This is a genomic window from Nonomuraea sp. NPDC004702 (assembly GCF_053601695.1).
Map to the genome: position 1 here is coordinate 1 of NZ_JBSGCE010000018.1, position 25061 is coordinate 25061.

The 25061-nt window shown below is 71.9% G+C and carries 29 protein-coding genes; 17 read left to right on the forward strand and 12 right to left on the reverse strand.

Annotated elements, in window-relative coordinates; all coding sequences use genetic code 11:
* Nucleotides 1-159 precede the first annotated feature (159 nt).
* A complete protein-coding gene (locus ACWEJ6_RS22830; protein ID WP_452425982.1) occupies nucleotides 160-366 on the reverse strand; it encodes a DUF397 domain-containing protein in 207 nt (68 codons plus the stop codon).
* Nucleotides 354-1169: a helix-turn-helix domain-containing protein gene (locus tag ACWEJ6_RS22835; RefSeq protein WP_452425984.1), complete on the reverse strand. Its 816-nt coding sequence runs from the start codon at nucleotides 1167-1169 to the stop codon at nucleotides 354-356. The genes ACWEJ6_RS22830 and ACWEJ6_RS22835 overlap by 13 nt, the downstream gene beginning before the upstream one ends.
* Before the next feature lie 246 nt (nucleotides 1170-1415).
* Here ACWEJ6_RS22835 and ACWEJ6_RS22840 point away from each other — a divergent pair, with 246 nt between their 5' ends.
* A complete protein-coding gene (locus tag ACWEJ6_RS22840; RefSeq protein ID WP_452425986.1) occupies nucleotides 1416-1835 on the forward strand; it encodes an ATP-binding protein in 420 nt (139 codons plus the stop codon).
* Here ACWEJ6_RS22840 and ACWEJ6_RS22845 read toward each other — a convergent pair.
* Complete coding sequence (locus ACWEJ6_RS22845; RefSeq protein ID WP_387669026.1) at nucleotides 1804-2403, reverse strand: dihydrofolate reductase family protein; 600 nt, start codon at nucleotides 2401-2403, stop codon at nucleotides 1804-1806. The two genes, ACWEJ6_RS22840 and ACWEJ6_RS22845, sit on opposite strands and share 32 nt — an antisense overlap.
* Nucleotides 2404-2582: 179 nt before the next feature.
* Here ACWEJ6_RS22845 and ACWEJ6_RS22850 point away from each other — a divergent pair, with 179 nt between their 5' ends.
* From ACWEJ6_RS22850 to ACWEJ6_RS22880, 7 genes are all read left to right on the forward strand, one after another.
* Nucleotides 2583-3833: a 6-phospho-beta-glucosidase gene (locus ACWEJ6_RS22850; RefSeq protein WP_452425989.1), complete on the forward strand. Its 1251-nt coding sequence runs from the start codon at nucleotides 2583-2585 to the stop codon at nucleotides 3831-3833.
* Nucleotides 3827-4804, forward strand: a complete 978-nt coding sequence (locus ACWEJ6_RS22855) for an N-acetylglucosamine kinase (RefSeq protein ID WP_452425991.1) — start codon at nucleotides 3827-3829, stop codon at nucleotides 4802-4804. Before ACWEJ6_RS22850 ends, ACWEJ6_RS22855 begins: the two co-directional genes overlap by 7 nt.
* A gap of 112 nt (nucleotides 4805-4916) precedes the next feature.
* Nucleotides 4917-6344, forward strand: coding sequence for an N-acetylglucosamine/diacetylchitobiose ABC transporter substrate-binding protein (gene ngcE, locus ACWEJ6_RS22860; protein WP_358282445.1), 1428 nt, complete (start codon nucleotides 4917-4919; stop codon nucleotides 6342-6344).
* 3 nt (nucleotides 6345-6347) lie between these two features.
* Nucleotides 6348-7229 carry a carbohydrate ABC transporter permease gene (locus tag ACWEJ6_RS22865; RefSeq protein WP_452425993.1) on the forward strand — a complete coding sequence of 294 codons (882 nt, stop codon included), beginning with the start codon at nucleotides 6348-6350 and terminating at the stop codon, nucleotides 7227-7229.
* 1 nt (nucleotide 7230) lies between these two features.
* The gene (locus ACWEJ6_RS22870) at nucleotides 7231-8052 is read left to right on the forward strand and encodes a carbohydrate ABC transporter permease (protein WP_358282444.1); all 822 of its coding nucleotides are present in this window, start codon (nucleotides 7231-7233) and stop codon (nucleotides 8050-8052) included.
* Between the two features lie 2 nt (nucleotides 8053-8054).
* Complete coding sequence (locus ACWEJ6_RS22875; protein WP_452425996.1) at nucleotides 8055-9191, forward strand: ROK family transcriptional regulator; 1137 nt, start codon at nucleotides 8055-8057, stop codon at nucleotides 9189-9191.
* 8 nt (nucleotides 9192-9199) lie between these two features.
* Nucleotides 9200-9961 carry a PIG-L deacetylase family protein gene (locus ACWEJ6_RS22880; protein WP_452425998.1) on the forward strand — a complete coding sequence of 254 codons (762 nt, stop codon included), beginning with the start codon at nucleotides 9200-9202 and terminating at the stop codon, nucleotides 9959-9961.
* A gap of 10 nt (nucleotides 9962-9971) precedes the next feature.
* Here ACWEJ6_RS22880 and ACWEJ6_RS22885 read toward each other — a convergent pair whose 3' ends face one another.
* Together ACWEJ6_RS22885 and sigJ are read right to left on the reverse strand one after the other, a co-directional pair.
* The gene (locus tag ACWEJ6_RS22885) at nucleotides 9972-10472 is read right to left on the reverse strand and encodes a carboxymuconolactone decarboxylase family protein (RefSeq protein WP_452426000.1); all 501 of its coding nucleotides are present in this window, start codon (nucleotides 10470-10472) and stop codon (nucleotides 9972-9974) included.
* A 66-nt stretch (nucleotides 10473-10538) separates the two neighbouring features.
* Nucleotides 10539-11432 (reverse strand): RNA polymerase sigma factor SigJ, encoded by an 894-nt coding sequence (gene sigJ / locus ACWEJ6_RS22890; protein ID WP_452426002.1) that lies wholly within the window; start codon nucleotides 11430-11432, stop codon nucleotides 10539-10541.
* Between the two features lie 169 nt (nucleotides 11433-11601).
* On the opposite strand from sigJ, the gene ACWEJ6_RS22895 reads away from it, so the two are divergent.
* Nucleotides 11602-11979 (forward strand): hypothetical protein, encoded by a 378-nt coding sequence (locus ACWEJ6_RS22895; protein ID WP_452426004.1) that lies wholly within the window; start codon nucleotides 11602-11604, stop codon nucleotides 11977-11979.
* Here ACWEJ6_RS22895 and ACWEJ6_RS22900 read toward each other — a convergent pair.
* From ACWEJ6_RS22900 to ACWEJ6_RS22910, 3 genes are all read right to left on the reverse strand, one after another.
* Entirely contained in the window at nucleotides 11913-12416 is a 504-nt protein-coding gene (locus ACWEJ6_RS22900) for an N-acetyltransferase family protein (RefSeq protein WP_452426006.1), read from the reverse strand. The two genes, ACWEJ6_RS22895 and ACWEJ6_RS22900, sit on opposite strands and share 67 nt — an antisense overlap.
* Before the next feature lie 62 nt (nucleotides 12417-12478).
* The gene (locus ACWEJ6_RS22905; RefSeq protein ID WP_452426008.1) at nucleotides 12479-12868 is read right to left on the reverse strand and encodes a VOC family protein; all 390 of its coding nucleotides are present in this window, start codon (nucleotides 12866-12868) and stop codon (nucleotides 12479-12481) included.
* An 80-nt stretch (nucleotides 12869-12948) separates the two neighbouring features.
* Nucleotides 12949-13761, reverse strand: a complete 813-nt coding sequence (locus tag ACWEJ6_RS22910) for a helix-turn-helix domain-containing protein (RefSeq protein ID WP_452426010.1) — start codon at nucleotides 13759-13761, stop codon at nucleotides 12949-12951.
* An 89-nt stretch (nucleotides 13762-13850) separates the two neighbouring features.
* Here ACWEJ6_RS22910 and ACWEJ6_RS22915 point away from each other — a divergent pair, with 89 nt between their 5' ends.
* Both ACWEJ6_RS22915 and ACWEJ6_RS22920 read left to right on the forward strand, forming a co-directional pair.
* On the forward strand, nucleotides 13851-14297 hold the full coding sequence (locus tag ACWEJ6_RS22915; RefSeq protein ID WP_364326095.1) for a hypothetical protein: 447 nt from the start codon (nucleotides 13851-13853) through the stop codon (nucleotides 14295-14297).
* Nucleotides 14298-14336: 39 nt separating this feature from the next.
* Entirely contained in the window at nucleotides 14337-14723 is a 387-nt protein-coding gene (locus tag ACWEJ6_RS22920) for a DUF5713 family protein (RefSeq protein WP_364326098.1), read from the forward strand.
* Nucleotides 14724-14727: 4 nt separating this feature from the next.
* Here the strand turns inward: ACWEJ6_RS22920 and ACWEJ6_RS22925 are convergent, their stop codons facing one another.
* Complete coding sequence (locus tag ACWEJ6_RS22925) at nucleotides 14728-15555, reverse strand: AraC family transcriptional regulator (protein ID WP_452426013.1); 828 nt, start codon at nucleotides 15553-15555, stop codon at nucleotides 14728-14730.
* On the opposite strand from ACWEJ6_RS22925, the gene ACWEJ6_RS22930 reads away from it, so the two are divergent.
* Nucleotides 15554-16099: a TIGR03086 family metal-binding protein gene (locus tag ACWEJ6_RS22930; RefSeq protein WP_452426015.1), complete on the forward strand. Its 546-nt coding sequence runs from the start codon at nucleotides 15554-15556 to the stop codon at nucleotides 16097-16099. The two genes, ACWEJ6_RS22925 and ACWEJ6_RS22930, sit on opposite strands and share 2 nt — an antisense overlap.
* A gap of 28 nt (nucleotides 16100-16127) precedes the next feature.
* On the opposite strand, the gene ACWEJ6_RS22935 is transcribed toward ACWEJ6_RS22930, so the two are convergent.
* The gene (locus tag ACWEJ6_RS22935) at nucleotides 16128-16634 is read right to left on the reverse strand and encodes a DoxX family protein (RefSeq protein ID WP_452426017.1); all 507 of its coding nucleotides are present in this window, start codon (nucleotides 16632-16634) and stop codon (nucleotides 16128-16130) included.
* Between the two features lie 139 nt (nucleotides 16635-16773).
* A complete protein-coding gene (locus ACWEJ6_RS22940) occupies nucleotides 16774-18168 on the reverse strand; it encodes an NAD(P)H-quinone dehydrogenase (protein ID WP_352325471.1) in 1395 nt (464 codons plus the stop codon).
* Between the two features lie 247 nt (nucleotides 18169-18415).
* Between ACWEJ6_RS22940 and ACWEJ6_RS22945 the strand changes: the two genes are divergently transcribed.
* The gene (locus ACWEJ6_RS22945) at nucleotides 18416-18841 is read left to right on the forward strand and encodes a gamma-glutamylcyclotransferase (protein ID WP_387669057.1); all 426 of its coding nucleotides are present in this window, start codon (nucleotides 18416-18418) and stop codon (nucleotides 18839-18841) included.
* Here ACWEJ6_RS22945 and ACWEJ6_RS22950 read toward each other — a convergent pair.
* Nucleotides 18838-20142 (reverse strand): MFS transporter, encoded by a 1305-nt coding sequence (locus tag ACWEJ6_RS22950; protein ID WP_358282416.1) that lies wholly within the window; start codon nucleotides 20140-20142, stop codon nucleotides 18838-18840. The genes ACWEJ6_RS22945 and ACWEJ6_RS22950 overlap by 4 nt on opposite strands.
* A 114-nt stretch (nucleotides 20143-20256) precedes the next feature.
* Here ACWEJ6_RS22950 and ACWEJ6_RS22955 point away from each other — a divergent pair, with 114 nt between their 5' ends.
* From ACWEJ6_RS22955 to ACWEJ6_RS22970, 4 genes are read left to right on the forward strand one after another with little or no spacing between them, the layout of a single operon-like run.
* Nucleotides 20257-21237 (forward strand): Lrp/AsnC family transcriptional regulator, encoded by a 981-nt coding sequence (locus ACWEJ6_RS22955; protein WP_352361981.1) that lies wholly within the window; start codon nucleotides 20257-20259, stop codon nucleotides 21235-21237.
* Nucleotides 21234-22538 carry a M20/M25/M40 family metallo-hydrolase gene (locus tag ACWEJ6_RS22960; protein ID WP_358282414.1) on the forward strand — a complete coding sequence of 435 codons (1305 nt, stop codon included), beginning with the start codon at nucleotides 21234-21236 and terminating at the stop codon, nucleotides 22536-22538. Before ACWEJ6_RS22955 ends, ACWEJ6_RS22960 begins: the two co-directional genes overlap by 4 nt.
* A gap of 3 nt (nucleotides 22539-22541) precedes the next feature.
* Entirely contained in the window at nucleotides 22542-23345 is an 804-nt protein-coding gene (locus tag ACWEJ6_RS22965; RefSeq protein WP_352361985.1) for a purine-nucleoside phosphorylase, read from the forward strand.
* Nucleotides 23346-23392: 47 nt separating this feature from the next.
* The gene (locus tag ACWEJ6_RS22970; RefSeq protein ID WP_387669272.1) at nucleotides 23393-25027 is read left to right on the forward strand and encodes a phospho-sugar mutase; all 1635 of its coding nucleotides are present in this window, start codon (nucleotides 23393-23395) and stop codon (nucleotides 25025-25027) included.
* The last annotated feature ends 34 nt before the right edge of the window (nucleotides 25028-25061 follow it).

A 25061-nucleotide genomic window follows, 5' to 3' on the forward strand; every position in this document is an offset into this window, starting at 1 on the left:
TTCTTGCCCCGCCCCCCCCCTCTATCTACACCCCCCTACCAACACTCTTCCCCCCCCCCCCGCTCTCCCGTTGGGGCCACCCCCCCCCACCCCCCGGGGGGACCTACCGGTCCCCGCACCCCTCGGACGAACCCGACTCCGAAGCGACAGACGCCTGCCTCAGATGTTGAATTCGCCCTGGTTGGCGCCGTGCAAGAACGCCTGCCACTCCGCAGGCGTGAAGATCAGCGCCGGGCCCTGCGGGTTCTTGCTGTCACGGACGGCGATGATCCCCGGGAGGTTGGTCGCGACCTCGACACACTGCCCGTTGTCGCCGCTGGCGCTGGACTTACGCCATTCCGCTCCGCCGAGGTCTACTGGGTCCATTTTTTGATCGCATCCTCAATCGCCCGTGGTGTGACGTTCTTCGGCTGTGCGTCCGCTCTGATGGTGTCATACCTCTGCCTGAGACGCCGGACCGCGTCGTGATCTCCAGTGACATGACCGGAGAGGACCGAGTCGGCGGAGACCACCTCCGCACCGTCACGCAACGGCGCCAGCGCGAACGCGCTCATGGTGCCCGCCACGCAACCGGCGGCAACCGACACCAGCTGGATGGTGATGCGGGGATGGCAGGTGAGATCCAGCAGGTAGCGGAGCTGTTCCGCCAGGACTTCGCGGCCTCCGATCGGGCGATGCAGGACTCCTTCGTCGATGAGCGCGAGGAAGGCCGGAGGGCAATCGCTGTCGAAGATTCTCATGCGCCGGATGCGGGCCTGAACTCGCTCTTCGACGCGATCCGGCGGGGTGGCGGCGGAGAAGATCGCGCGGGCATAGCCGGCGGTCTGCAGGATGCCGGGGATCAACAGCGGATCCCAGGATTGCAGGATGACGGCTTGCGGTTCGATCTCCTCGACCCACCGTGCGAACCAGCCCAGAGCGGGCGACTGGGAGATGCGTTCGTGGAGGCCGGTGAAATGGCCGTCGGTGCCGAACGCTTTGTCCACCTCGCGCGCGAATTCCAGCGTGGGAACCCGGCGGCCTTTCTCGACATGGCTGACGAGCGATTCATGACAGAGAATGCGCAATGCGAGCGCGGATTGTGTCATTCGAGCCGCTTTACGGCGCTCCGCGAGGTCGCGGGCAAAACGCGCTCTGGGCGACAAATGGTCGCCAACATCGACAGTCATGGCTTCTCCGCAGATCAAGAGCAAGGGGAGGCTTCACGGCAGGCTACTGCGACATTCTTCCGACAATCAATACAGAGCGGGTGTAGCGCTTTGTCGGACGAGTTTCGCCAGCCCGGTGCGCCGCGGAAGCATGTAACCGTTCATGCTTGATCCGGGCGACAGTGTTTCTGTCGCGAGAAACGGCCGCCAGAACCTCCCGATTGGCTTTGGGGTGAAACCATGTCAATTTGCCACACCTACCAAGGCTTGACGCTGCGGCGCGATGACCGAGCTCCCGGAGAAAGTCGGCAGACGATTCGGCGCTGGCTGGCGGCCGTCGACTCGCTGGTTCGCGACGACGCCCTGACGGTCGTATCAGAGCTGGTCACCAACGCGGTCCGGCATGTGCCGCCGGGCCCCGAGCGCGACTGGGTCATGGTGCTGCTCGGGATCGGGGACGGATTCGTACACCTCGAAGTGGTCGACCCCGGGACGGCGGACCGGGAACCGCGCTTCGTCCCGCTGGACGCGGGGTCCCTGCGGGAGTCAGGTCGCGGCCTCGGCCTGGTGGCCGCGTTGTCGGTCAGGAGCGGCACGCACGTCGCCGGACCGCACGGCCACCGCGTCGTCTGGGCCGACCTGGAAAGAACGACCGCTAGCGGACCACCCGGTACGTCAGATGCGTGACCAGGGCGGTGCCCGTGGGCGGGGCGGCGGGGGTGAGGGTGATGTCGCCGGCGTCGGCCAGGAGGCGTTCGCCGCGGCCGAGGATCACCGGCGCGACGTGCAGGCGGAGCTCGTCGATGAGGCCGGCGGCCAGGTACTGGTTGACGGTGGCGGCGCCGCCGGCGATGGCGATGTCGCGGTCCCCCGCCGCCTCCCGCGCCATGGCGAAGGCGGCCTCGATGCCGTCCGTGACGAAGTGGAACGTCGTGCCGCCCTTCATGGGCAGCGGCTCGCGCGGGTGGTGGGTGAGGACGAACACCGGCGCGTGGTACGGCGGCTCCTCCCCCCACCAGCCGGTCCAGTTCGGGTCGAAGGCGCCGCGGCCGGGGTCGAACATGTTGCGGCCCATGATGAACGCCCCGGCCGCCGTGATGGCCTCGATGACCTCGGCGTGCTTCTCGGGCTCGGCGAACATCCACTCGTGCAGCCGGTCGCCCACGCCGTCGCCGAACGGCTGCTCCAGGCTCTGGTTCGGCCCCGCCACGTAGCCGTCGACGGACATCCCCATGTCGCACGTGACCTTGCTCATCCTGGTTCGTCTCCTGTTCTCCATGGCGCCCGTCCGGCGCCTTCGCCAGGGAGTCGGAGCCGATGCCGGGCTCTCTACATGGCGAGCGGAAATTTCCGGGAACGGGGTGGGAGGAGTCGGATCGGAGGCGGTCGGGTAGGTTCGGCGGTTAGGAAAGTTTCCTAATTGAGGAGTTGCACATGAGACTCGCCGTGATCGGGGGCGGTTCGACCTACACCCCCGAGCTCATCGACGGCTTCGCCAGGCTGCGCGACGAGCTGCCGCTCACCGAGATCGCGCTGATCGACCCGGACGCCACGCGGCTCGACCTGGTGGCGGGCGTGTCCCGCAGGATGTTGCGCAGGGCCGGGCACCCGGCGAAGGTGATCGCCACCGCCGACGTGGCCGAGGGCGTCGCGGGCGCGGACGCCGTGCTCTTCCAGCTCAGGGTGGGCGGCCAGGCCGCGCGGAACGTGGACGAGACGCTGCCGCTGGAGTGCGGCTGCGTCGGCCAGGAGACGACGGGCGCGGGCGGTCTCGCCAAGGCCCTGCGCACGGTCCCGGTCGTGCTCGACCTGGCCGGGCAGGTCCGCGCCCACGCCCCCGACGCCTGGATCGTCGACTTCACCAACCCGGTCGGCATCGTCACGAGGGCGCTGCTGGACGCCGGGCACCGCGCGATCGGCCTGTGCAACGTGGCCATCGGGTTCCAGCGCCGCTTCGCCCGGCACCTCGGCGTGCCGCCGGAGCGGGTCGCGCTCGGGCACGTCGGGCTCAACCACCTGACGTGGGAGCGGTCGGTCGTGGTCGACGGCGTGGACGTGCTGCCGCGGCTGCTCGCCGAGCACGGGCAGGAGCTGGCCGACGACATCGGCCTGCCGGTCGGGCTGCTGCGCCGGCTCCAGGTGGTCCCGTCCTACTACCTGCGCTACTTCTACGCCCACGACCTGGTGGTGAGCGAGCAGCGGGCCAAGCCGTCGCGCGCGGCCGAGGTCGCGGCGATGGAGCAGCAGCTGCTGGAGCTGTACGCGGACCCGGCCGTGGACACCAAGCCGGACCTGCTGGACAAGCGGGGCGGCGCCTACTACTCCGAGGCCGCCGTCGCGCTGATCGCCTCGCTGCTCGGCGACCGGGGCGACGTCCAGGTGGTCAACACCCGCAACGACGGGACGCTGCCGTTCCTGCGCGACGAGGCGGTCATCGAGGTCCCGGCCAGGGTCTCGGCGTCCGGGGCCGCGCCGCTGCCGGTCGATCCGGTGGAGCCGCTGTACGCGGGCCTGATCGCGAACGTCTCCGCGTACGAGGAACTGGCGCTCGACGCGGCGCTGCACGGCGGCGCGGACCGGGTGCGCAACGCCTTGCTGGCCCATCCGCTGATCGGCCAGGAGGCCGTCGCGGACGAGCTGACCGGCCTGCTGCTGGCGGCGAACGAGCGGTACCTGCCATGGTGATCATCGCCGTGGACGCGGGCAACAGCAAGACGCACGTCGTCGTGCTCTCGGGCGACGGCACGATCCTGGCCCAGGGCGACGGCGGGCCGTTCGAGCCCCAGACCGTCGGCGTGCCGGCGGCCGTGGACGTCGTGGAGGAGGCCGTGCGACGGGCACTCGGACCGGCGGCGGCTCCCCCGTACGCCGACCAGCTCTACGCCTACCTGGCCGGGGCCGACCTGCCGGTGGAGGAGGAGGCCCTGGCGGCCGAGTTCCGCGCCCGCGGGATGGCGGCCGACGTCGTCGTGGGCAACGACAGCTTCGCGCTGCTGCGGTCGGGGGCGTCCGGGCCGAGCGGCGTCGCGGTGGTGTGCGGCGCGGGCATCAACGCGGTCGGCGTCTCGCCCACGGGCGGGGTGGCCCGCTTCCCCGCGCTCGGCCGGATCAGCGGCGACTGGGGCGGTGGCGGCGGCCTGGCCGAGGAGGCGTTGTGGCACGCCATCCGCGCCGAGGACGGCCGGGGCGCCCCCACCGCGCTCGCCGGCCTGATCAAGGAGCACTTCGGCACGCGGACGGTCGAGGAGGTGGTGCTCGGGGTGCATTTCGGGCAGATCGAGCGGCATCACCTGACCGCGCTCGCCCCCAAGGTGTTCGAGGCCGCCGCGTCGGCTGACGCGATCGCGCTGGAGCTGGTCACCCGGCTGGCCGACGAGATCGTGGTGATGGCCGAGGTGTGCCTGCGCCGCCTGGACCTGCTGGAGACGCCGACGGAGGTCGTGCTGGGCGGAGGCGTGCTGCACGCGCGCATCCCGCTGCTGGTCGCGATGCTGGAGGAGCGGTTCGCCGTACGGGCTCCGCTGGCCAAGCAGGTGATCCCGGACCAGCCGCCGATCGTCGGGGCCGCGCTGAACGGCCTGGACCGCATCGGGGCGTCAGAGGAGGCCAAGGCTCACCTTCGAGCGCAGTTCCAGAAGGTCCGGGCAGCGTCCTGAGAATCCGAGCGCAGTTCTAGAGAGGTGTTGACGCACGTGGAGCGGTAAGTCTAAAGTCAGCCGCCAACCGTCTGGAAAGTATCCGGACGGTTGGCGGTCAAGGAGGCCCCCCATGTCCACCAACCCCAGCCGACGTGAGGTTCTTCGACGTATCGGACTCACCGCCCTGACGGCGGGCCCGGGCGCAGGGCTGCTCGCCGCGTGCGCCACGGGCCGCTCCGCCGCTCCGGTCGCCTCCACCTCGGCCGCGCCCACCTCGGCCGCCAACCCCCTCGGCGTGGACGCCGCCAGGCAGCTGGAAGTCGTGATCTTCAGCGGCGGCAACGGCGACGGCTACGCGACCGACCTGCACGAGGCCCTCTACAGCAAGGCGTACAAGACCGCCAAGATCAAGCACGTGCCCACCCAGAAGGTCGGCACGCAGCTGCGCCCCCGCTTCATCAGCGGCGACGCGCCCGACGTGGTCAACAACTCCGGCCCCGACGCCCTCGACCTGCAGTCGCTCGTCGCCGAGGGGCACCTCGCCGACCTGACGCCGCTGTTCGACGCCCCCTCCCTGGCCGACCCGGCCAAGAAGGTGCGCGACACCCTGGTCGGCGGCGTCTACGAGAACTCGCTGATCGACGGCGTGCCCCGGGTGCTGCAGTACACGGTCGCCCACCGCGCCCTGTGGTACAACGCCAAGCTGTTCGACCAGCGCGGCTGGCAGGCGCCGAAGACGTGGGCGGAGTTCAACGCCCTCGGCGAGGAGGCCAAGAAGGCCGGCATCGCGCTGTTCGCCTACCCGGGCCAGGTCGGCCCGTTCTACCAGCTCTGGAACCTGGTCTACAGCGCCGCCAAGATCGGCGGCAACAAGGTGATCGTCGACATCGACAACCTCGCCGACGGCGCCTGGCAGGCCGAGCCCGTACGGCAGGCCGTCGCGGCGTGGGCGCAGGTGCAGCGCGACTTCGGCGACAAGGCGTACTTCGGGCTCGACCACACCCAGACACAGGTCAAGCACCTGCAGGACAAGGTGCTGTTCTACCCCTGCGGCTCCTGGCTGGAGAACGAGATGGCCAAGGACCGGCCGGCCTCGTTCGAGTACGCGATCGCCCCGGTGCCCAGCATCACCGCCGCCGACGCGATGCCGTACGAGGCGATCATGATCGGGGTGAGCGAGGCGTTCTTCGTGGCGGCCAAGGGCAAGAACCCGCAGGGCGGCCTGGAGTACCTGCGCCTGATGTTGTCGCGGGAGGGCGCGCGCGGCTACACCGAGCTGACCAAGAACCTCACCGTCGTCAACGGCGTGGTGGACGGCCTCGACCTGACCTCGGCCGTGCGCAGCGCGGCCAAGGCCCAGGAGGCGGCCGGGACGAACATCATCACCGACGCCCGCTTCGAGGGCTGGTACAAGGAGCTGTTCGACCACGGGCAGGTCCAGACCAACTCGGTGATGTCCGGACGCATCACGCCCGAGCAGTTCTGCGCGAACATGCAGAAGAAGGCCGACGAGCTCAAGGCGGACTCCGCGATCGCCAAGCAGACCAGGAGCGTCTGAGCGATGAGGCGGCACGGCTTCGTCGCGGGCTTCCTCGCCCTGCCCGTGGTCCTTTACGCGGTGTTCGTGATCAGCCCGTACGTCCAGGCGTTCCAGATCGCGCTGACGGACTGGCGCGGGGTGTCGGCGAACCTGAACTTCGTCGGCCTGGACAACTTCCGGCGGATGCTCGGCAACGACACGTTCTGGCAGGCGGTCCGCAACCACGCGGTCCTGCTGGTCGCGCTGCCGTTGGCGACCATCGCGCTCGCGCTGGTCTTCGCGTACCTGCTCGGCGACTCGGCGGGCACGCCGGGGGCCCGGTTCTACCGGGTGATCTTCTTCCTGCCGCAGGTGCTGGCGGTCGCGGTGGTCGGGGTGCTGTTCAAGGCCGTCTACCGGCCGGACGCGAGCGGCGTGCTGAACGGCGCGCTGGCGAAGCTGGGCGTCGAGCCGGTCGGCTGGCTGACGGACCAGAACCTGGCGCTGTGGTCGATCATCGCGGTGATGGTGTGGCAGGCGGTCGGCTTCTACGTCGTGCTGTTCTCGGCCGGGATGGCGGCCATTCCGAAGGACGTGTTCGAGGCGGCCGCCCTCGACGGCGCCGGGCGGCTGCGCACGTTCTTCTCCATCACGCTGCCCCTGGTGTGGGACACCGTCCAGGTGGCCTGGGTCTATCTGGGGATCGCCGCGTTCGACGGGTTCGCGCTGGTCAACGTCCTGTCGGTGGAGCAGGGCGGGCCGGACGGCGCGACCACCGTGCTGGCCACGGAGATCTACAAGAACGCCTTCTCCTACTCCCGGTTCGGCTACGCCTCGGCCATGGGCGTGGCGCTGTTCTTCCTGACCCTCACCTTCGCCGCGCTGACGTTGCGCGTGACCCGCCGCCAGAAGGTCGTCTACTGAAATGTTCCGAAAAATCAGCATCCAGGCTGTTCTCGGCCTCTGGGCGTTGCTCATCATCGCCCCGCTGCTGTGGACCCTGCTGGCCTCGTTCAAGAGCAACGCCGAGATCTTCGGCGACGCCCTGCAACTGCCCGGCGAGCTGCGCTGGGACAACTGGGCGCGGGCCTGGGAGCGGGCCAACATCGGTCGCTACCTGCTCAACACGGTCATCGTCGTCTTCTTCGGCGTGGCCGGGACGATGCTGCTCAGCTCGATGGCCGCGTACGTGCTGGCCCGCTACCGCTTCCCGGGCAACCGGCTGGTCTACTTCCTGTTCGTCTCCGGCATGGCATTCCCGGTCTTCCTGGCGCTCGTGCCGCTGTTCTTCGTGGTGGACGGGCTCGGGCTGCTCAACAGCCACGTCGGCCTGGTCCTGGTCTACGTCGCCTACTCGCTGCCGTTCACGGTGTTCTTCCTGACGTCCTTCTTCAGGGCGCTGCCGGACGCGGTGGCCGAGGCGGCGATGATCGACGGGGCCTCGCACACCCGCACGTTCTTCCAGGTCATGCTGCCCATGGCCCGCCCGGCGCTGGTCAGCCTGACCATCTTCAACGTGCTCGGCCAGTGGAACCAGTACCTCATCCCGCTGGTCCTGCTGCCCGGCGACAAGAGCCTGTGGGTCATCACCCAGGGCGTGGCCGACATCTCCACCATCGCCGGGTACGAGGCCGACTGGCCCGGACTGTTCGCCGCCCTCAGCATGACGGTGCTTCCCGTCGTGCTGATCTATATCGTCTTCCAGCGACATATCCAGTCCGGGCTGACCTCAGGAGCGCTGAAGTAGGAATGTCTTCAGGAAACCCCACCGTCTTCCGCACGCTCAACGAGCGCGCCGCGCTCACCCTGCTCCTTGAGCACGGCGGCCTCACCCGCGCCGAGCTGGAACTGCACACGGGCCTGTCCAAGGCGTCGGCGGCCGAGGTGCTGCGCAGGCTGGAGAACAGCGGGCTGGCCAGGAAGGCCGGCCTCAAGCCGGGCAACGCCGGGCCGGCCGCGCAGATGTGGCAGCTCGACGGCTCGGCCGCGCGCGTCGCGGGGGTCGATCTCACCACGAGCTCGATCGAGGTGTCGGTCGCCGACCTGACCGGCCGGGTGCTCGGCACCCATCGCACCGAGGCGACCGGCGACGCCCGGCGGCTGCTGGCCGAGACGGTCGCCGCGGCCGGCTTCGAGCTGGACCGGCTCGACCAGGTCGTGGTGGGCGTGCCGGGCGTGGTGGAGGCCGACGGCCGGCGGCTGCGGCAGGCCGTGCAGCTGTCGGGCTGGTCCGGCCTGGACGACCTGCCGGGCAACGTGCGCCTGGAGAACGACGTCAACCTGGTCGCCATCCGCGAGCTCCAGGAGCACGACGACAGCAGTTTCGTGCTGTTCTGGGTGGGCGGCGGGGTCGGCGCGGGAGTCGTGCTCAACGGCGCGCTCTGGCGGGGCGTCACCGGGCGCGGCGGCGAGGTCGGCTCGGTCATCGTGCCCGACCCGGTGACCACCGGCCGCCGCTACGGGCAGGACGGCGGCCCGCTCGGCGCGCTGCTCGGGGCCGAGCCGCTGGCCGCGCTGGCGCAGGCGCACGGCCTGCCCGGCGACCCCACGCTCACCGCCGTGAGCCGCACGCTGGCCGAGGCCCCCCAGGGCTTCCTGGACGACGCCGCCGCGCGGGTGGCGCTCGGCGTGACGGCCGCGATCGGGGTGCTGGACCCGGGCCTGGTCGTGCTGGCCGGGCCGCTGTGCGTCGCGGGAGGCGAGCCGCTCAGGGCGCGGGTCGCCGACCGTCTGGCCTCGACGCCGCTGGTGCCGGTGACCGTCGCCCTCAGCGCCGTGAACGGCAACGCCGTGCTCGGCGGCGCTCTCAGCTACGCCCTGGACCTGACCCGCGAGCGGGTCTTCCAAGCCGGTACGGCCGGTCGTACCGGTGAATCCAACCCCTAAGGACGCACATGTTGAGAACCCTCGTGATCGCCGCTCATCCCGACGAGCCCGAGATCTACGCGGGCGGCACGGCCGCGCTGCTGGCACAGGCCGGCCACGCGGTGAAGTTTTTGACGCTCACCAACGGCGACGCCGGGCACCACGAGCTGGAGCGCGGCCCGCTGGCGCGCCGCCGCGCCGAGGAGGCGTGGCGCGCGGCCGACGCGCTGGGCGTGGTGGACTACGAGATCTTCGACGTGCACGACGGCATGCTGGAACCCACCGTCGAGCTGCGGTTGCGGGTGCTGGCGCAGATCCGCGCCTGGCGGCCCGACCTGGTGATCGCCCTGCACGCCGACGGCGGCGGCCACCCCGACAACCGGGCCGCCGGGCAACTGGCCGCGCACGCGGTCGAGTTCGCGATGACGCGCAACCTGGAGGTGGGCAAGCCGGCCCTGCGGCGCATGCCGGTGTGCCTGCTCATGACCGACTACGCCTCCGCCCCCGTCCACCGGCCCGACGTGGTGGTGGACGTGTCCTCGGTGCTGACGGCCAAGCTCGACGCGTGCCTGGCCCACGCCTCCCAGTTCCTGGAGTTCGCGCCGTGGCAGCGGGGCTTCCTGGACAAGGCTCCCCCGCCCGGTGACGTGGCCGCCGGACGGGCGTTCGTGCTCGAACACTGGGCGGAGTTCCTGAAGGAGGAGACCTTCCAGTTCGCCGGATACGGCAGGAAGGCCGACCGGGAAGAGGTCGGCCGCCTGCTCGCCGGGACCGCCGTCCCGGTCGCGTAGCCGCCCGGCGTCAGCCGGTGTAGTTCTTGCCGGGGGGCCTGCCGGGGATCGGCTTGGCTATGACGGCGACGGGGATGAAGAAGCAGATCTGACTGATCGCCAGGACGAGCGTCCACAGGGCCTTGTCGTCGTAGTGGGCGGCCGCCCTGGTGTACAGCTCGTCGGGGACGCGTTCCCCGGCCGGGTTCGCGGTGAGGACGGCCTCCACCAGCTCCAGCGCCACCCGTTCGGCGTCGGAGAAGTAGGGGGCGTCCCGCCACGACGCCACGGCGGCCAGGCGCTCGTCCGGCTCCCCCGCCCGGCGCAGCAGGTCGGCCTGCCGGACCGTGTGGTACGTGCTGCCGACGATCTGCCCGGCGCGCAGCTGCACCAGGCCGACGGTGCTCCCCGGGATCGCGCCGTTGCGGGTGGCCTTGGTCATGGCCACCGCGATCTCCCCCAGCTCGGGGAAGAACCTGGAGGGATCGGGCAGACGCGACTGGAGGTTCTCCTGCTCGGTCGTCGTGGACATCGGCTTCCCTTCTTCTGCGAATCCTGTCTCGGCGGTCCGACGACGCAGCGTCCGGGAATGTGAGGGTCAGGCCGCCGTCCAGGGGTGCAGCTTGTCGGGGTTGCGCACCGCCCACAGCCGCTTGATCCGGCCCTCCGCCACGTCGAACGCCACGACCATCACGGTGACCCCGTCGCGCTGGGCCACCAGGCCGGGGCGGCCGTTGACGGTGCGCTCCAGCAGCGTCATGGCCGGCGCCCTGGTGGCGATCTCGACGGCGTAGCGGGCCACCCGCGCGGCGCCCTCGATCGGCCGCAGCACGGCGTTGACCACGCCGCCGCCGTCGGCGACGCCGACCACGCCGGGGTCGAGCAGGGCGATGAGGGCGTCGATGTCCTTGGCCTCCCACGCCTGCTTGAACTCGCGGACGATGCCGGCCTGCCGGGCCGCCGGCGTCACCGAGGTCCGCGCGGCGTCGATGCGGTGCCGGGCGGAGGAGGCCAGCTTGCGGCAGGCGGCCGGGGTGCGGCCGACGATCGTGGCCACCTCGGCGAAGGGGTAGCGGAAGACGTCGTGCAGGACGAACGCGACCCGCTCGGCCGGCGTCATCGACTCCAGCACGACGAGGAAGGCCATGTTGACCGACTCGTCCAGGGTGACCCGGTCGGCGGGGTCGTCGCCGGCCCATTCCGTGCGGTCGGGCAGCGGCTCGGGGATCCATTCGCCCACGTAGCGCTCGCGGCGGGCGCGGGCCGAGCCGAGCACGTCGAGGCAGATGCGCCCGGCGACCCTGGTCAGCCAGGCGCCCGGCGACTCGATGGCCTCCTGCTGCCGGGGTGACATGGCGTACCAGCGGGTGTAGGTCTCCTGGACGACGTCCTCGGCGTCGGCCAGCGAGCCGAGGAGGCGGTAGGCCAGGTTGATGAGCTGCCGGCGCTCGCTGATGATCGCGTCCAGGCCGGGGTCGGGTGCGGTGGTCATGATGTGGACGACTCCCTTAGTCGCATTTGCCCTAGTGTGTCCGACGAGACGGCGCGCCCGGATGTGAGGTCACCGCGCCACCTCACATTTCCGGCGGTCACGTCGTCGGACTTCTCGAAGGCAAGCCCCAGAAGCGGACCGCCGTCACCCGGCGGTCGAGGAGTACCCCATGTTGCTGCGTGTCGCGATCATTCTGCAGACCCTGGCCCTGTTCGCCGCGCCGGTCACCGCCGGGCTGCTGTTGTCGGTGCCCAACGGGCAGCCGCTGCACAGCGCCGCCGCGTACACGGTGTTCGTCGTGGCGGTGCTGCACCTGGTGGCCGCGATCCTGGCGTGGCGGCCGGGCGGCGGCCCGCCGAAGCCGATCATGCCCGCGGCCGGGTTCCTGGTGCTGGTCAGCGCCCAGGTCGCGCTGGGCATCGCGCATGTGACGGCCCTGCACGTGCCGCTGGGCGTGCTGCTGTTCGCCGGCAGCGTGCTTCAGCTCAGCCGGGTCTGGACGGCGCGGTCCAGCGACCGGGCCAGCCGCACGCTCTCCTCCGTGTAGCCGAGAGCGGCGTAGAACCGGCGGGCTGTGGTGTTGGCGGCGCCCGTCTCCAGGGTGAGGTGGCGCAGCCCCTGGTCACGGGCCCAGTCCTCGGCCGCCGCCATGAGCCGGCGGCCCAGGCCCGCGCGGACGGCGTCCGGGGCGACGGCCAGCTCGCCGACGTAGGCGTCCTCGTCGCCGGTGAAGTGCCGCTGCCGGTCCACCGAGACGACGCCGACCACCCGGGAGCCGCGCACGGCGACGAAGACCGCTCCCCGTCGTTCCTCCGCCGCGGCGACGGACCCGGCGAGCCACCGCTCCGCCGCCCGTACGGCCGCGCCGGGGTCCCGCCAGGCCGCGACCCCCTCCGCCAGCCGGGGCGCCAGCGCCAGCACCCCCGGACGGTCCTCTTCGCGGTAGGGCCGGATGCGGACGTGCGCCTGAGCCATGTCCTCCATGCCGAGCAGCATGACAGGCCGGACCTGCGGGAAAAAAGGGCCACCGCGCCGCCCGGCGCGCCTCAGCGCGGGTCGCCGGTGAGGATCCACAGGTGGCCGTACGGGTCGCGGAGGCGGCCGGAGCGCAGGCCGTAGGGCCGGTTCTCGATCGGCACGACCGTCCGCGCGCCCTGGGCGGTCATGCGCTCGCCGATGGCGTCCGGGTCGGCGACGACGATCTCCAGGAGCACCGGCGAGCCGCCCAGGTCGTCCGGCGAGAGCCAGCCCCAGTCGGCGACGGCGGGCGAGACCCGGAACGCGGCGCCGCCGAGGCGGTGCTCGATGACGGTGGGCCGCCCGTCGTCGCCCGGCGCGGCGCGGAACACCTCCTCGCTGCCCAGGGCATCCCGGTAGAAGGCGGACGCCCGGTCAGGGTCGGGCACGATGAGGCGAGGAACGAAATGCAGGTCCATGCGGCCATCGTGGCGGCGCGCGGCGGCCTGGGTCTTGAACAAATGGGCACGGACCACGGCGGGCGCCGCAGGCCCGGGGGTCAGTGTGGAACTGGAGGAGGCGGGGCGGGCGGGCCTTCGGCGCGTAGCCATTCCGTGGGCGTGCAACCGGCCATCGCGCGCCACTCCCTGGTCAGGTGCGCCTGGTCGGCGAAGCCAGAGGCGGCGGCCACCTCCGCGAGCGCCGTCCGTCCGGAGCGTGCGGCGGCCACCAGCCGGCGCCGGGCGGCCTCGAAGCGGACGAGCCGCTGGTACTCCTTCGGCGTCACCCCGAACTCGCCGCGCACCGCCCCGCTCAGGTGCCGCCGCGAGCACCCGAGCAGCCGGGCGGCCTCCTCGACCCGGGCGGTCCCGGACAGGGCCGCGAGCGTGGCCCGCGAGGCGCGGCGGGCGGCGCGGTCGCCGTGGCGGGCCAGCCCCGCGAGCAGACGGTGTTCGACCAGGGCGCGGCGCTGGGCCCAGGACCGGCAGCCCGCCAGCCGCTCCGGCAGGTCGGCCAGCGCCGGGACGACGTCGGCGAGGTCGGCCACCTCCCCGGCCAGCGCCGAGGCGGGGACCCCCAGCAGGGCGGCGGCGCCCGGCGGGGTGAGCGTCAGCCACACCCCGCGCGTGCCCGCCGGCTGCCGCAGCTCGGCCGCGTCGAGGTGCAGCCCGGCCACCGCGGCGCGCAGCCGCCGACCCGGCCCCGGCCGCCCGATCCAGGCGATGTCGACCGGGCCGTCCTCGGGGATCGTGACCGACAGCGTGGACGACGGCAGCCCGCGATGAACCCCGCCCGAACCGGGCCCGAGGTCGTAGGCGGCCAGCGTCGTCACGTACGGCGACAGCGCGGCGGACATTCCATCGGCGCTCACCCTGCCACGGTACGGCCCGAAGGCCGCGCGCCGGTCCCCCAGTCCGGCGCGCGGGTGACGGGCGGGCCGGTCGGGGTAGCGGCCAGGGCATGCACACACTCGTCAAGGGACTGATCGCGGGAGCGGCGGGCACCACGGCGCTCAACACCGTCTCCTACCTGGACATGCTCGTCCGGGCGCGGGCCGCCAGCAGCACGCCGCGGCAGGCCGTGGCGAAGTTGTCCGGCCTGACGCACACCGACCTCGGCGAGGGCGACCGGGCCGCCAACCGCACGGAGGCGCTGGGCTCGCTCATGGGGTACGCGACCGGCATCGCCTCGGCCATCGCCTACGGGTTCCTGTCGGGGCGGCGCAGGTCGTGGCCGGTCGGGGTGCTGGCGCTCACCGCTCTGGCCATGTCCGGCTCGAACGTGCCGCTGACGTTGCTCGACGTCACCCATCCGAGCGAGTGGCCGGCGGGGGCGTGGGTCTCCGACGTCGTCCCGCACCTCGCGTACGGGATCACGGCGTACGCGGCGTACGAGCTGATGCGCTGACCTGGGCGCGTCCGGCGGATTCTGTCGGTGGCGGCGGGCATGATCGAGCCGTCCGACCGCGTCCGCACGGAAATGGAGATCGGGTTGTCCCCCACGCATCCGCAGGTGATCGGCCACGCCTTCCTCAAGGCCCTCTACGCCGACGGCTACTACCCCGACCACGTCGTCGACAAGGGCAGGGCCGTCCTGCTGCGGCTGTGCGAACGCGTCGAGACCGAGCGGCCCGGCGACCTGGCCTCCCTCTACGCGCTGACGCATGCCGCCACGGAGGAGTTCAACGCGCTCGACGAGGAGTTCCACGAGGCCGGCAGCGAGATCGAGACCGTCGCGCGCGAGGCGATCGCCGAGGAGTTCTGGTTCGTGGCCACCACCTACGGCTTCCCGGAGGCCGACGTCGAGGAGCTGATCGCCACCCGCGAATGGTGACGCGTCAGGCGCGGGCGTTGAGCCGGGCGTAGGCGGCGGGCGGCACGCCGACGGCGGCGGTGAAGTCGCGGGTCAGGTGGGCCTGGTCGGTGTAGCCCAGCTCGGCGGCGAGCGTGGCGAGGTCGAGGCCCTGCCGCACGCGTTCGGCGGCCTCGTGCAGCCGGAAGCGGCGGATCACCCATTTGGGGCCGATGCCGACATAGTCCCGGAAGAGCCGTTGCAGCGAGCGCACCGACCGGCCCGCCCGCGCGGCCAGCTCGTCGACCCTGGTCACGGTCACGTCGTCCTCGGCCAGCCCCACCAGGGCCGCGGCCTCCTCGGCCGACGGGTCCGGCGCCGGCCCGAGCGCCCGCAGGAACGCCTCCACCAGCGCGATGGCGGCCCCCGGGTCCGGCTCGGCCAGCACGCCTTCGACCAGCGCCGGGCCGGTGGCCGGGAACATCTCGCCGATCTCCGCGAACCGGCCGGTGAGCTCGGACACCGGGCCGCCGAGGAACGTCCGGAAGCCGCCGGGGCGGAAGCGGGTGCCGAGCGCGCGGCCGGTGCCCCGCATCGTGTACGAGAAGCCGCCGTCGATCACCCCCGCGATCCGGTGGAAGTCCTGGGCGATCGTCAGGTTCACCGTCGGGTGCGACACGATGCGCTGCTCGTACGGCTCGGCGAGGTCGGTCCAGGTGACGACCCAGAAGTGGTCGACGTACGCCGCCAGCTCCGGCGACGGCGCCTGGCGCGCGAAGTCGAAGGCGGCCAGCCCCGCGTAGGGGTTGACCCAGCCGCGCTGTCGCGTTTCTACAAGCCGCGCCCGAGGCAGGCGGGACATCATGTCTGCCATGGAAGACATGATGCCGCTGATGACCCGGGCCACCCACCGGACCGCCGGCCTGGTGGCCGCCGTGCGGCCCGAGCAGTTCGGGTCCCCGACGCCGTGCGCGGAGTTCGACGTCAAGGCGCTGGTCAACCACCTGGAGTGGGTGGCGGAGATGTTCGCGTCGCTGGCGCACGGCGGGGAGCGCACCGAGCAGGGCCCGTACGCGGGCGACTTCCCCGAACGCGCCGAGCGCATGCTGGCCGCCTGGTCGCGGCCGCAGGCGTGGGAGGGCACGTGCGCCGCCCTGGGCGGCCTGCCGATGACCATGGTGGCCCACCTGTGGCTGGTGGACATGGTCGTGCACGGCTGGGACCTGGCCAGGGCCACCGACCAGGCGTACGAGCCCGACGCCGACGCCGTCGCCCGCGCGCTGGGGTTCACGGAGCAGTCGGTGGAGATGGGCCGGCAGAGGGGGGCGTTCGGGCCGCCGGTGGCGGTGCCGGACGACGCCCCGCCGTTCGACCGGCTGCTCGGCCTGATCGGCCGCGACCCGGCCTGGAAGCCCTGACCGGCCCACCCGCGAAGGCGACGACGGGTCAGCGGGCGGCGGGCACGGGCCGCACGCCCTCCCGGACGACCACGGCCCGCCGCCAGGCGGCGAAGAGCGCCGCGGCGATGTACAGCACCTGCTCCGGGACGCGCTCCCACAGCGGCGTGGCCTCCCCGCCCGCGAACGGCACGTCGGAGACCGCCGCGTAGACGTTCGCCGGGAGCAGGCCGACGAACAGCAGGGCCAGGCAGATCCCGGCCGCCCGGCGGGTGGCGGGCAGCACCAGCCCGATCGCCCCGGCCAGCTCCAGCACGCCGGTCAGGTGGACCACGGCGGCGGGGAACGGCACGAAGGGCGGCACCATGCGCACCAGGTCGCCGTGGTTCGGCATGAAGGTCACCCCTTCAGGGACGAAGTGCGCGCTTCCCGTCATGACCACCATGACGGCCAGCCCGTGCGCCACGGACACCTGCCACGTGCCGAACCGCCGCACGCCGAGCGCGCCCAGCAGCCGGAAGCCCAACGTGGCCACCAAAAGAACGATCACCGTCACCGGAGCACCTCATTGGATAGTACCGTTATCCGATCTTGGATAACACTACTATCCAACGGGCGCGGAAGCAAGCGCGGACAGCAAGAAGCCGTGCGGGTCAGGACGACCCGCACGGCTTCGCGCGTTGAGGAGGGGGCGGCTAGATGCCGATGGCGGCCTCGGGCTGCATGAGGCGGCGGGCCGCCTCGGTGATCGAGCCCGACAGCGACGGGTAGACCGCGAACGAGTGGGCGACCTGGTCGACCGTCAGCCGCTGCTGCACGGCCAGCGACACCGCCAGGATCAGCTCCGAGGCGCGCGGCGCCACGACCACGCCGCCGAGCACGATGCCGGTGTGGGGGCGGCAGAACAGCTTGACGAATCCGTCGTTGAAGCCCTGCATCTTGGCCCGCGCGTTGGTGGCCAGCGGCAGCTTGACCACGTTCGCGTCGATCTCGCCCGCCTCGATCGAGCGCTGCGCCACGCCGACGGCCGCGATCTCGGGGTCGGTGAAGATGTTGGAGGCCACCGTGGCCAGCCGCAGCGGCTGGACGGCCTCGCCCAGCGCGTGCCACACGGCGATGCGGCCCTGCATGGCGGCGACCGAGGCCAGCATGAGCACGCCGGTGCAGTCGCCGGCCGCGTAGACGCCGGGCGCGGACGTGCGCGAGACCTTGTCGACCTTGACGAAGCCGTTGCGGTCGAGCTGCACGCCGGCCTCCTCCAGGCCGATGCCACCGGTGTTGGGGACCATGCCGACCGTCATCAGCGCGTGGGAGCCCTCGGCCGTGCGGCCGTCCTCCAGGGTCACCACCACGCCGTCGGCCGTGCGCTTGACGGAGGAGGCGCGCGAGCGGCCCATGACGTTCATGCCGCGCCGCCGGTAGACCTCCTCCAGGACCTCGGCGCCGTCGGCGTCCTCGTTGGGCATCATCCGGTCGCGGCTGGAGACCAGCGTGACCTCCGCGCCGAGCGAGCGGTAGGCGCCGGCGAACTCCGCGCCGGTCACGCCGGAGCCGACCACGATCAGGTGCTCGGGCAGCTCCTCCAGGTCGTAGAGCTGCCGCCAGGTGAGGATGCGCTCGCCGTCGGGCTCGGCCCCCGGCAGCACGCGCGGCGTCGCGCCGGTGGCCACGAGCACCACGTCGGCCCTGATCGTACGGTCGCCCGCGCGCACGACCTGCGGATCGACCAGCCGCCCCCGCGCCTTGATGATCTCGACGCCCTCGGCCTCGACCCGGGTCGCGATGTCGGCCGACTGGGCCTGGGCCAGCTCCTTGACCCGCTTGTTGACCAGCGGCAGGTCGACGCCGACCACGCCGGCGTCGCCGTCGGGGCCGCCCGAGAACGACACGCCGAGCGAGGGCGCGTCGAGCAGGGCCTGCTTGCGGACGGAGGTGGCGATCAGCGTCTTGGACGGCACGCAGTCGGTGAGCACGCAGGCCCCGCCCGGCCCGTCCTGCTCGACCATCGTGACCTGTGCGCCTAGTTGGGCGGCCACCAGCGCCGCTTCGTAGCCGCCCGGCCCGCCACCAATGATCACGATCCTCGTCACGTGTCCCATTCTCCCGCACGTGCCCCCGGAAGCCGCAACCGGCCCATGACGGGATCACGCTCCGGCGGACATGGGGGACACATGGGCCTTCCGTGCCCGGCTTGATGGACCGACACGCCGGGTCAGCGTGGCAGGATGGCGCGGTAGCTGGATGACGAGCGGCACCCGGCGAGAGGGGTGGATCGTGGCGTGGCTTTCGGATCAATCAGGGAAGCCGAATGATCTACGGCTTTATGCCTCCTACGGGATGAACATGGACCCCGAGCAGATGGCCATGCGCGCCCCGCACTCCCCGATCTGGGGTGTCGGCTGGCTGACCGGCTGGCGGCTGACCTTCGGCCGCACCGACAGCAAGTGGGAGAGCTCGATCGCCACCATCGTGGAGGACCCCGACGAGCACGTCTTCGTCGTGCTCTACGACGTGCCCGAGTGGGAGGAGACCTCGCTCGACCAGTGGGAGGGCGCGGTCCGCGGGGCCTACCACAAGGTGCGGCTGCGGGTGCAGACCCTCGACGGCGAGGTCGTCGCCTGGTTCTACGTGCTCGACGGCTACGAGGGCGGCCTGCCCTCGGCCCGCTACCTGTGCAACCTGGCCGACGCGGCCGAGCGCGCGGGCGCCCCCGACGACTACGTCAAGGAGCTTCGGGAGCGCCCCTGCACCTCGGCGCCCTAGCGGAGCGGCTCGTCCTTGGTCTCGCGCAGCACGAAGACGTACACGAGCGTGGAGATCAGCGCCAGGGCGGACATGTACCACGGGAACATCCCGGGGTTGCCGGCCTTCTGCAGCGCGGTGCCGATCAGCGGCGCGGTGCCGCCGAAGATCGCCACGGTCAGCGAGTACGGGAACCCGGCCCCCGCCGCCCGCACCCGGGTCGGGAACAGCTCCGAGTTCACCGCGGCCGAGACCGAGGTGAAGCAGCCCAGGAACACCATGCCGATCATCTGCACGACGAGCAGGCTGGCGAAGGAGTCGGTGAGCAGGCCGAGCAGCGGCACCGGCAGGATCAGGAAGCCGAGCCCGAACGCGATCAGCATCGGCTTGCGCCCGATCTTGTCCGACAGTAGGCCGAGCAGCGGCTGCAGCAGCATGAAGAACACCAGCGAGATCGTGCCGACCTGGAGCGACTCGGCCTTGTCGAAGGAGACCGTGATCTGCGCGTAGGTGGGCAGGAAGCTGGTCCAGGTGTAGTAGGCGACGGTGCCCGCGATCGTGATGCCGACGATGGTGAGCGCGGACCTCGGGTGGTGCTTGAGGAACTCGAACATGCCCGGCCGCTTGACCTCGCCCCGCTGGATCTCCTCGGCGACGGCCGAGGTCTCGTCGGCGCCCTTGCGGATCCACAGGCCGACCAGGCTGAGCAGCGCGCCCACCAGGAACGGGATGCGCCAGCCGTAGGAGCTCATGTCCTCCTTGACCAGCGTCGAGGTGAGCACCGCGGCCAGGCCGGAGGCGATGAGCTGGCCGATGGTGGTGCTGACGTACTGGAAGGAGGAGAACAGGCCGCGGCGGCGCGGCGGGGCCGACTCGACGAGGAACGTGGTGGCGGCGGCGAACTCACCGCCCACGGACAGGCCCTGGATCAGCCGGGCCAGCGTCAGGATGACCGGCGACAGCAGGCCCACGGCCTCGTAGGTGGGGGTCAGGCCGAGCAGCAGCGAGCCGCCGCCCATCAGGATGATGGTGAAGGTCATCGCGGACTTGCGGCCGTACCGGTCGGCGAACGCGCCCACCAGCAGGCCGCCCAGGGGCCGCATGAAGAAGCCCACCGCGAACACCGCGAACGAGCTCAGCAGCGGCACCAGGCTGTTGCCGGAGCTGTCGGGGAAGATCTGCGCCGAGAAGACCGTGGCCAGGAAGGTGTAGGCGTACCAGTCGTACCACTCGACCACGTTGCCGATGCTGGCCGCCATGAGCTGACGGACCCTGCTCTTCGGTATGCCGAGCGGCGATTGCACGACGGGGGAGGTCGACACGGCATGTGCTCCTTTTGCTGACACGTGGAGTGATGGCTTACTGTGCATTCGGAAGACCGAAACAGTCAAATGTCTGGGCAATTATTTACAAACCCGACACGGAAGCGGTTGCAGGTGGACGTTCTCGACCGGCGGCTCGTGGCCGCGCTGCAGGTGAGCCCGCGGGCCTCGTGGGGCGAGATCGGCAGGGCGGTCGGCGAGCACGAACGCACGGTCGCCCGCCGGCTCCAGCGGCTCATCGCCGACGGCGTCGTCCGCGTCACCGCGATCTACGACGACCTGCGCACCGGCCACGGCCGCCCCGCGCACCTGCACGTCCAGGTGCGGCCCGGCACGGCGGCCCAGGTGGCCAGATCGCTCACCGACCGGCGCGACACGCGGTCGGTCTACGCGCTGACCGGGGCCGCCGACCTGGCCTGCGAGCTGGTGCCGCCGTCCCGGCAGGATCTGCACACCATCCTGGCCCACGACATCAGCGAGATCGACGGCGTGCTCCAGACGCAGACCCAGGTCGTGCTGCACACGTTCACCACCGTGGCCGAGTGGCACGCGCCCTTCCTCACCGAGCGGGAGGTGGCCGAGCTGCGCCCCGCGCCGCCGCCCCCCGACCTGCCCGACGAGGACGGCCTGTCGCCGCTGGAGAAGGAGATCGCCGAGCTGCTGGCGGCCGACGGCCGGGCCGCCTTCACCACGATCGCCGAACGGCTCGACCTGTCCGTGCCGACCGCGCGCCGGCGGGTCGGCTCGCTCATCGACCGCCGGTTACTGCTGCCGCGCGCCGAGGTCGAGCCCGCGCTGCTCGGGCTGGAGGTCGAGGCCATGCTCTGGCTGAAGGTGCGGCCGTACGGGCTGGGCGAGACCGGCCGGCGCCTGGCCGAGCACCCCAACGTGCGTTACTGCGCCGCCACCTCGGGCACCCACTCCCTCATCGTGCAGGTGGCGGTGGCCCACGAGGCGGACCTCTATCGTTTCATGACCGACGTGCTGGGCCGGCTCGACGAGATCACCGACAGCGATCTGACCCTCATCACCCGCGCGTACAAGCGCGGTCACCTCCACAAGTCCGGACTGCTCACCCTGGAGAAGACGCCATGACACCTGCCGAGAACGAAGTCGCCGACCTGTGCGTGGAGCTGATCCGCGTCGACAGCAGCAACTACGGGGACGGCAGCGGCCCCGGCGAGCGGGCCGCGGCCGAGGTCGTCATGGCCAGGCTGGACGAGGTCGGCATCGAGGCGACGTACGTCGAGAGCGAGCCGGGCCGCGGCAACGTGGTCACCCGCGTCGAGGGCACCGACCCGTCGCTGCCCGCGCTGCTCGTCCACGGCCACCTCGACGTGGTGCCCGCCAACGCCGCCGACTGGTCGGTCGACCCGTTCGCCGGCGAGGTCAAGGACGGCTACATCTGGGGCCGCGGCGCCGTGGACATGAAGGACATGGACGCGATGATGCTGGCCGTGCTGCGCCAGATGAAGCGCGAGGGACGCCGTCCGCGCCGCGACATCGTCTTCGCCTGGGTCGCCGACGAGGAGGCCGGCGGCGTGTACGGCGCCAAGTACCTCACGGCCAACAACCGCGAGCTGTTCGAGGGCGTGACCGAGTCCATCAGCGAGGTCGGCGGCTACTCGCTGGAGGTCGACCCGTCGCTGCGGCTGTACCTGATCGAGACCGCCCAGAAGGGCCTGGCCTGGATGAAGCTGGTCGCCGACGGCACCGCCGGGCACGGCTCGATGCTCAACTCCGACAACGCGGTCACCGAGGTCGCCAAGGCCGTGGCCCGGCTCGGCGGGCACGAGTGGCCGCTCACCTACACGCCGACCGTGCGCCAGTTCCTCACCGAGGTCGCCGACGCCTTCGGCCTGCCGTTCGACGAGGACGACCCGGCCCCGCTGCTGGACAAGCTCGGCCCGCTGGTGCGGTTCGTCGGCGCGACGCTGCGCCACACCACCAACCCGACCCAGCTCGACGCCGGCTACAAGTCGAACGTCATCCCCGGCCAGGCCACGGCCGTCGTGGACGGGCGTTTCCTGCCCGGCTTCGAGGAGGAGTTCTTCAAGACCGTCGACTCGCTCATCGGGCCGAACGTGCGCCGCGAGTTCGTGCACCACGACATCGCGCTGGAGACGACGTTCGACGGCGCGCTGGTCGAGTCGATGATCGCGGCGCTGAAGGCCGAGGACCCGACCGCGCGGGCGGTGCCGTACTGCATGTCGGGCGGCACCGACAACAAGACCTTCTTCGCCGACCTGGGCGTGCGCGGGTTCGGGTTCGTGCCGCTGCGGCTGCCCGGCGACATGGACTTCGCCTCGATGTTCCACGGCGTGGACGAGCGGGTGCCGGTGGACGCGCTGCAGTTCGGGGTGCGGGTTCTGGACAGGCTGCTCCTAAACTACTGAGATGTGAGCAACGACGCATACACCCTGGCCGCAGAGGCCGCCGCCGCCCTGACCGGCGCGGCCGGCCTCGACACCTTCGACGTGGCACTCGTCATGGGGTCGGGGTGGGTCCCCGCCGCCGACGCGATCGGGCAGACCGTGGCCGAGATCCCGTTCACCGATCTGCCCGGCTTCCGCGCCCCCGCCGTGGCCGGGCACGGCGGCAAGATCCGCGTCGTGCGCACGCCGTCCGGGCGGCACGCGCTGGTCTTCCTCGGCCGCACGCACCTGTACGAGGGCCTCGGCGTCGACGCGGTCGTCCACGGCGTGCGCACGGCGGCCGCGGCGGGGGTGCGCACGGTCGTGCTGACCAACGCGGCGGGCGGCCTGCGGCCGGAGACCCAGAACGTCGGCGACCCGGTGCTGATCAGCGACCACATCAACCTGACCGGCGCCAACCCGATCACCGGCACCACCTTCATCGACCTCACCGAGGTCTACTCGCGCCGCCTGCGCGCCCTGGTCCGCGAGATCGACCCGACCCTGGCCGACGGCGTGTACGTGGCCTTCCGCGGCCCGACGTACGAGACGCCGGCGGAGATCCGGATGTTGCGCACGCTCGGCGGCGACCTGGTGGGCATGTCCACCGTGCTGGAGGCCATCGCCGCCCGCGAGGCGAACCTGGAGGTGCTCGGCGTCTCCCTGGTCACCAACCCGGGGGCGGGCCTGTCCGGCGAGCCGCTCAACCACGAGGAGGTCCTGGAGGTGGGCCGCGCCACGGCCGCCCGCATGGGCGTGCTGCTGGCCAAGGTGGTGGACCGCCTGTGACCGCCGGCATCCCGCCGGAGGCCGACGGGGACGTCCCGCTCCCGCCCGTGGACGCCGACCTGCTGCGCCGCGCCCGCCAGTGGCTGGCCCAGGATCCCGACCCCGACACCCGGGCCGAGCTGTCCGACCTCCTGGAGGACGACGACCTGCCCGCCCTTCGCGAGCGGTTCCAGGCCAAGCTGGAGTTCGGCACCGCCGGCCTGCGCGGCGAGCTGGGCGCGGGCCCCAACCGGATGAACCGGGTCACCGTCATGCGCGCCGCCGCCGGCCTGGCCGGCGTGCTCGGCGCCGGCAAGCACGTCGTGATCGGCTACGACGCCCGGCACAAGTCCGACGTGTTCGCCAGGGACACCGCCGCCGTCCTGACCGGCGCGGGGCTGCACGTCTCGTTGCTGCCGCGCCCGCTGCCCACGCCGGTGCTGGCCTTCGCCGTGCGCCATCTCGGGGCCGACGCGGGCGTGACGGTCACCGCCAGCCACAACCCGCCCAGGGACAACGGCTACAAGGTCTACTGGGGTGACGGCTCGCAGATCGTGCCGCCGGTCGACCGGGAGATCTCGGCCGCCATCGACGCGGTGGGCCGGGTCGACCAGCTCCCTCTCGACGGTCCGGGCACGCTCACCGAGCTGGGCGAGGACATCGTCGACGACTACATCGACGCGGTGACCGCCCTGCCGCTGGGCCAGGCGCGCGAGCTGCGGGTGGCGTACACGCCGCTGCACGGGGTGGGCTCGGGGACGCTGACGGGGGCCTTCCTCGCGGCGGGCTTCGAGACGCCGATGGCCGTGGAGGAGCAGCGCAACCCCGACCCCGACTTCCCGACGGTGGCCTTCCCCAACCCCGAGGAGCCCGGCGCGATGGACCTGGCGGTCGCGCTGGCCGCCAAGCTCGGCTCCGACCTGGTGCTGGCCAACGACCCCGACGCCGACCGGTGCGCGGTCGGCGTGCCGCTGCCCGACGGCACGTGCCGCATGCTGACCGGCGACGAGGTCGGCGGCCTGCTGGCCGAGCACGTGATCACGCACACCACCGGCGACCGGCTGGTGGCCACCACGATCGTCTCCTCGACCCTGCTGAGCAAGATCGCGCAGGCCCACGGCGTGCGCTACGGCGAGACGCTGACCGGGTTCAAGTGGATCGTCAAGGCGGGCGAGGGCCTGGTCTTCGGCTACGAGGAGGCCATCGGCTACTGCGTCGGCTCCGACGCCGGCCTGCCGGTCCACGACAAGGACGGCATCGGCGCGGCCCTGACCGTGGCCGCCGTCGCCGCCGCCGCCAAGCGCGCCGGCCGCACGCTGCTCGACCTGCTCGACGACCAGGCCGTCCGGTACGGCCTGCACGCGACGTCCCAGCTCAGCTTCCGGGTCGCCGACCTGTCGCTGATCTCCGGCGCGATGGACCGCCTGCGCGCCGCCCCGCCCGCCACGCTGGGCGACCACACGGTCGAGGCCGTGGACGACCTGAGCCGCGGCGACGGCGGCCTGCCCCCGACCGAGGGCCTGCGCTTCCACCTGTCGGACGGCGGGCGCGTCGTGGTCCGCCCGTCGGGCACCGAGCCCAAGCTGAAGTGCTACCTGGAGGTCGTGGTGCCGGTGACCGGGGAGGTGGCGCAGGCGCGCGCGTTCGCCGCCCGCGACCTCGACGCCCTCAAGGCCGACCTGACCGCCTGCCTGGGCCTGTAGGCCGGTGGGCCCGCGCCGCGGGCCCACCGCCCGG

Bases quoted from the DNA above. Each gene is read 5' to 3' on its own strand.
- ACWEJ6_RS22880 (WP_452425998.1), top strand. From the start codon at position 9,200: ATGTTGAGAACCCTCGTGATCGCCGCTCATCCCGACGAGCCCGAGATC.
- ACWEJ6_RS22850 (WP_452425989.1), top strand. From the start codon at position 2,583: ATGAGACTCGCCGTGATCGGGGGCGGTTCGACCTACACCCCCGAGCTC.
- ACWEJ6_RS22925 (WP_452426013.1), bottom strand. From the start codon at position 15,555: ATGGCAGACATGATGTCCCGCCTGCCTCGGGCGCGGCTTGTAGAAACG.
- ACWEJ6_RS22915 (WP_364326095.1), top strand. From the start codon at position 13,851: ATGCACACACTCGTCAAGGGACTGATCGCGGGAGCGGCGGGCACCACG.
- ACWEJ6_RS22870 (WP_358282444.1), top strand. From the start codon at position 7,231: ATGTTCCGAAAAATCAGCATCCAGGCTGTTCTCGGCCTCTGGGCGTTG.
- ACWEJ6_RS22895 (WP_452426004.1), top strand. From the start codon at position 11,602: ATGTTGCTGCGTGTCGCGATCATTCTGCAGACCCTGGCCCTGTTCGCC.
- ACWEJ6_RS22845 (WP_387669026.1), bottom strand. From the start codon at position 2,403: ATGAGCAAGGTCACGTGCGACATGGGGATGTCCGTCGACGGCTACGTG.
- sigJ (WP_452426002.1), bottom strand. From the start codon at position 11,432: ATGACCACCGCACCCGACCCCGGCCTGGACGCGATCATCAGCGAGCGC.
- ACWEJ6_RS22960 (WP_358282414.1), top strand. From the start codon at position 21,234: ATGACACCTGCCGAGAACGAAGTCGCCGACCTGTGCGTGGAGCTGATC.
- ACWEJ6_RS22875 (WP_452425996.1), top strand. From the start codon at position 8,055: ATGTCTTCAGGAAACCCCACCGTCTTCCGCACGCTCAACGAGCGCGCC.
- ACWEJ6_RS22930 (WP_452426015.1), top strand. From the start codon at position 15,554: ATGGAAGACATGATGCCGCTGATGACCCGGGCCACCCACCGGACCGCC.
- ACWEJ6_RS22945 (WP_387669057.1), top strand. From the start codon at position 18,416: ATGAACATGGACCCCGAGCAGATGGCCATGCGCGCCCCGCACTCCCCG.
- ACWEJ6_RS22830 (WP_452425982.1), bottom strand. From the start codon at position 366: ATGGACCCAGTAGACCTCGGCGGAGCGGAATGGCGTAAGTCCAGCGCC.
- ACWEJ6_RS22865 (WP_452425993.1), top strand. From the start codon at position 6,348: ATGAGGCGGCACGGCTTCGTCGCGGGCTTCCTCGCCCTGCCCGTGGTC.
- ngcE (WP_358282445.1), top strand. From the start codon at position 4,917: ATGTCCACCAACCCCAGCCGACGTGAGGTTCTTCGACGTATCGGACTC.
- ACWEJ6_RS22835 (WP_452425984.1), bottom strand. From the start codon at position 1,169: ATGACTGTCGATGTTGGCGACCATTTGTCGCCCAGAGCGCGTTTTGCC.
- ACWEJ6_RS22905 (WP_452426008.1), bottom strand. From the start codon at position 12,868: ATGGACCTGCATTTCGTTCCTCGCCTCATCGTGCCCGACCCTGACCGG.
- ACWEJ6_RS22900 (WP_452426006.1), bottom strand. From the start codon at position 12,416: ATGGAGGACATGGCTCAGGCGCACGTCCGCATCCGGCCCTACCGCGAA.
- ACWEJ6_RS22920 (WP_364326098.1), top strand. From the start codon at position 14,337: ATGATCGAGCCGTCCGACCGCGTCCGCACGGAAATGGAGATCGGGTTG.
- ACWEJ6_RS22885 (WP_452426000.1), bottom strand. From the start codon at position 10,472: ATGTCCACGACGACCGAGCAGGAGAACCTCCAGTCGCGTCTGCCCGAT.
- ACWEJ6_RS22855 (WP_452425991.1), top strand. From the start codon at position 3,827: ATGGTGATCATCGCCGTGGACGCGGGCAACAGCAAGACGCACGTCGTC.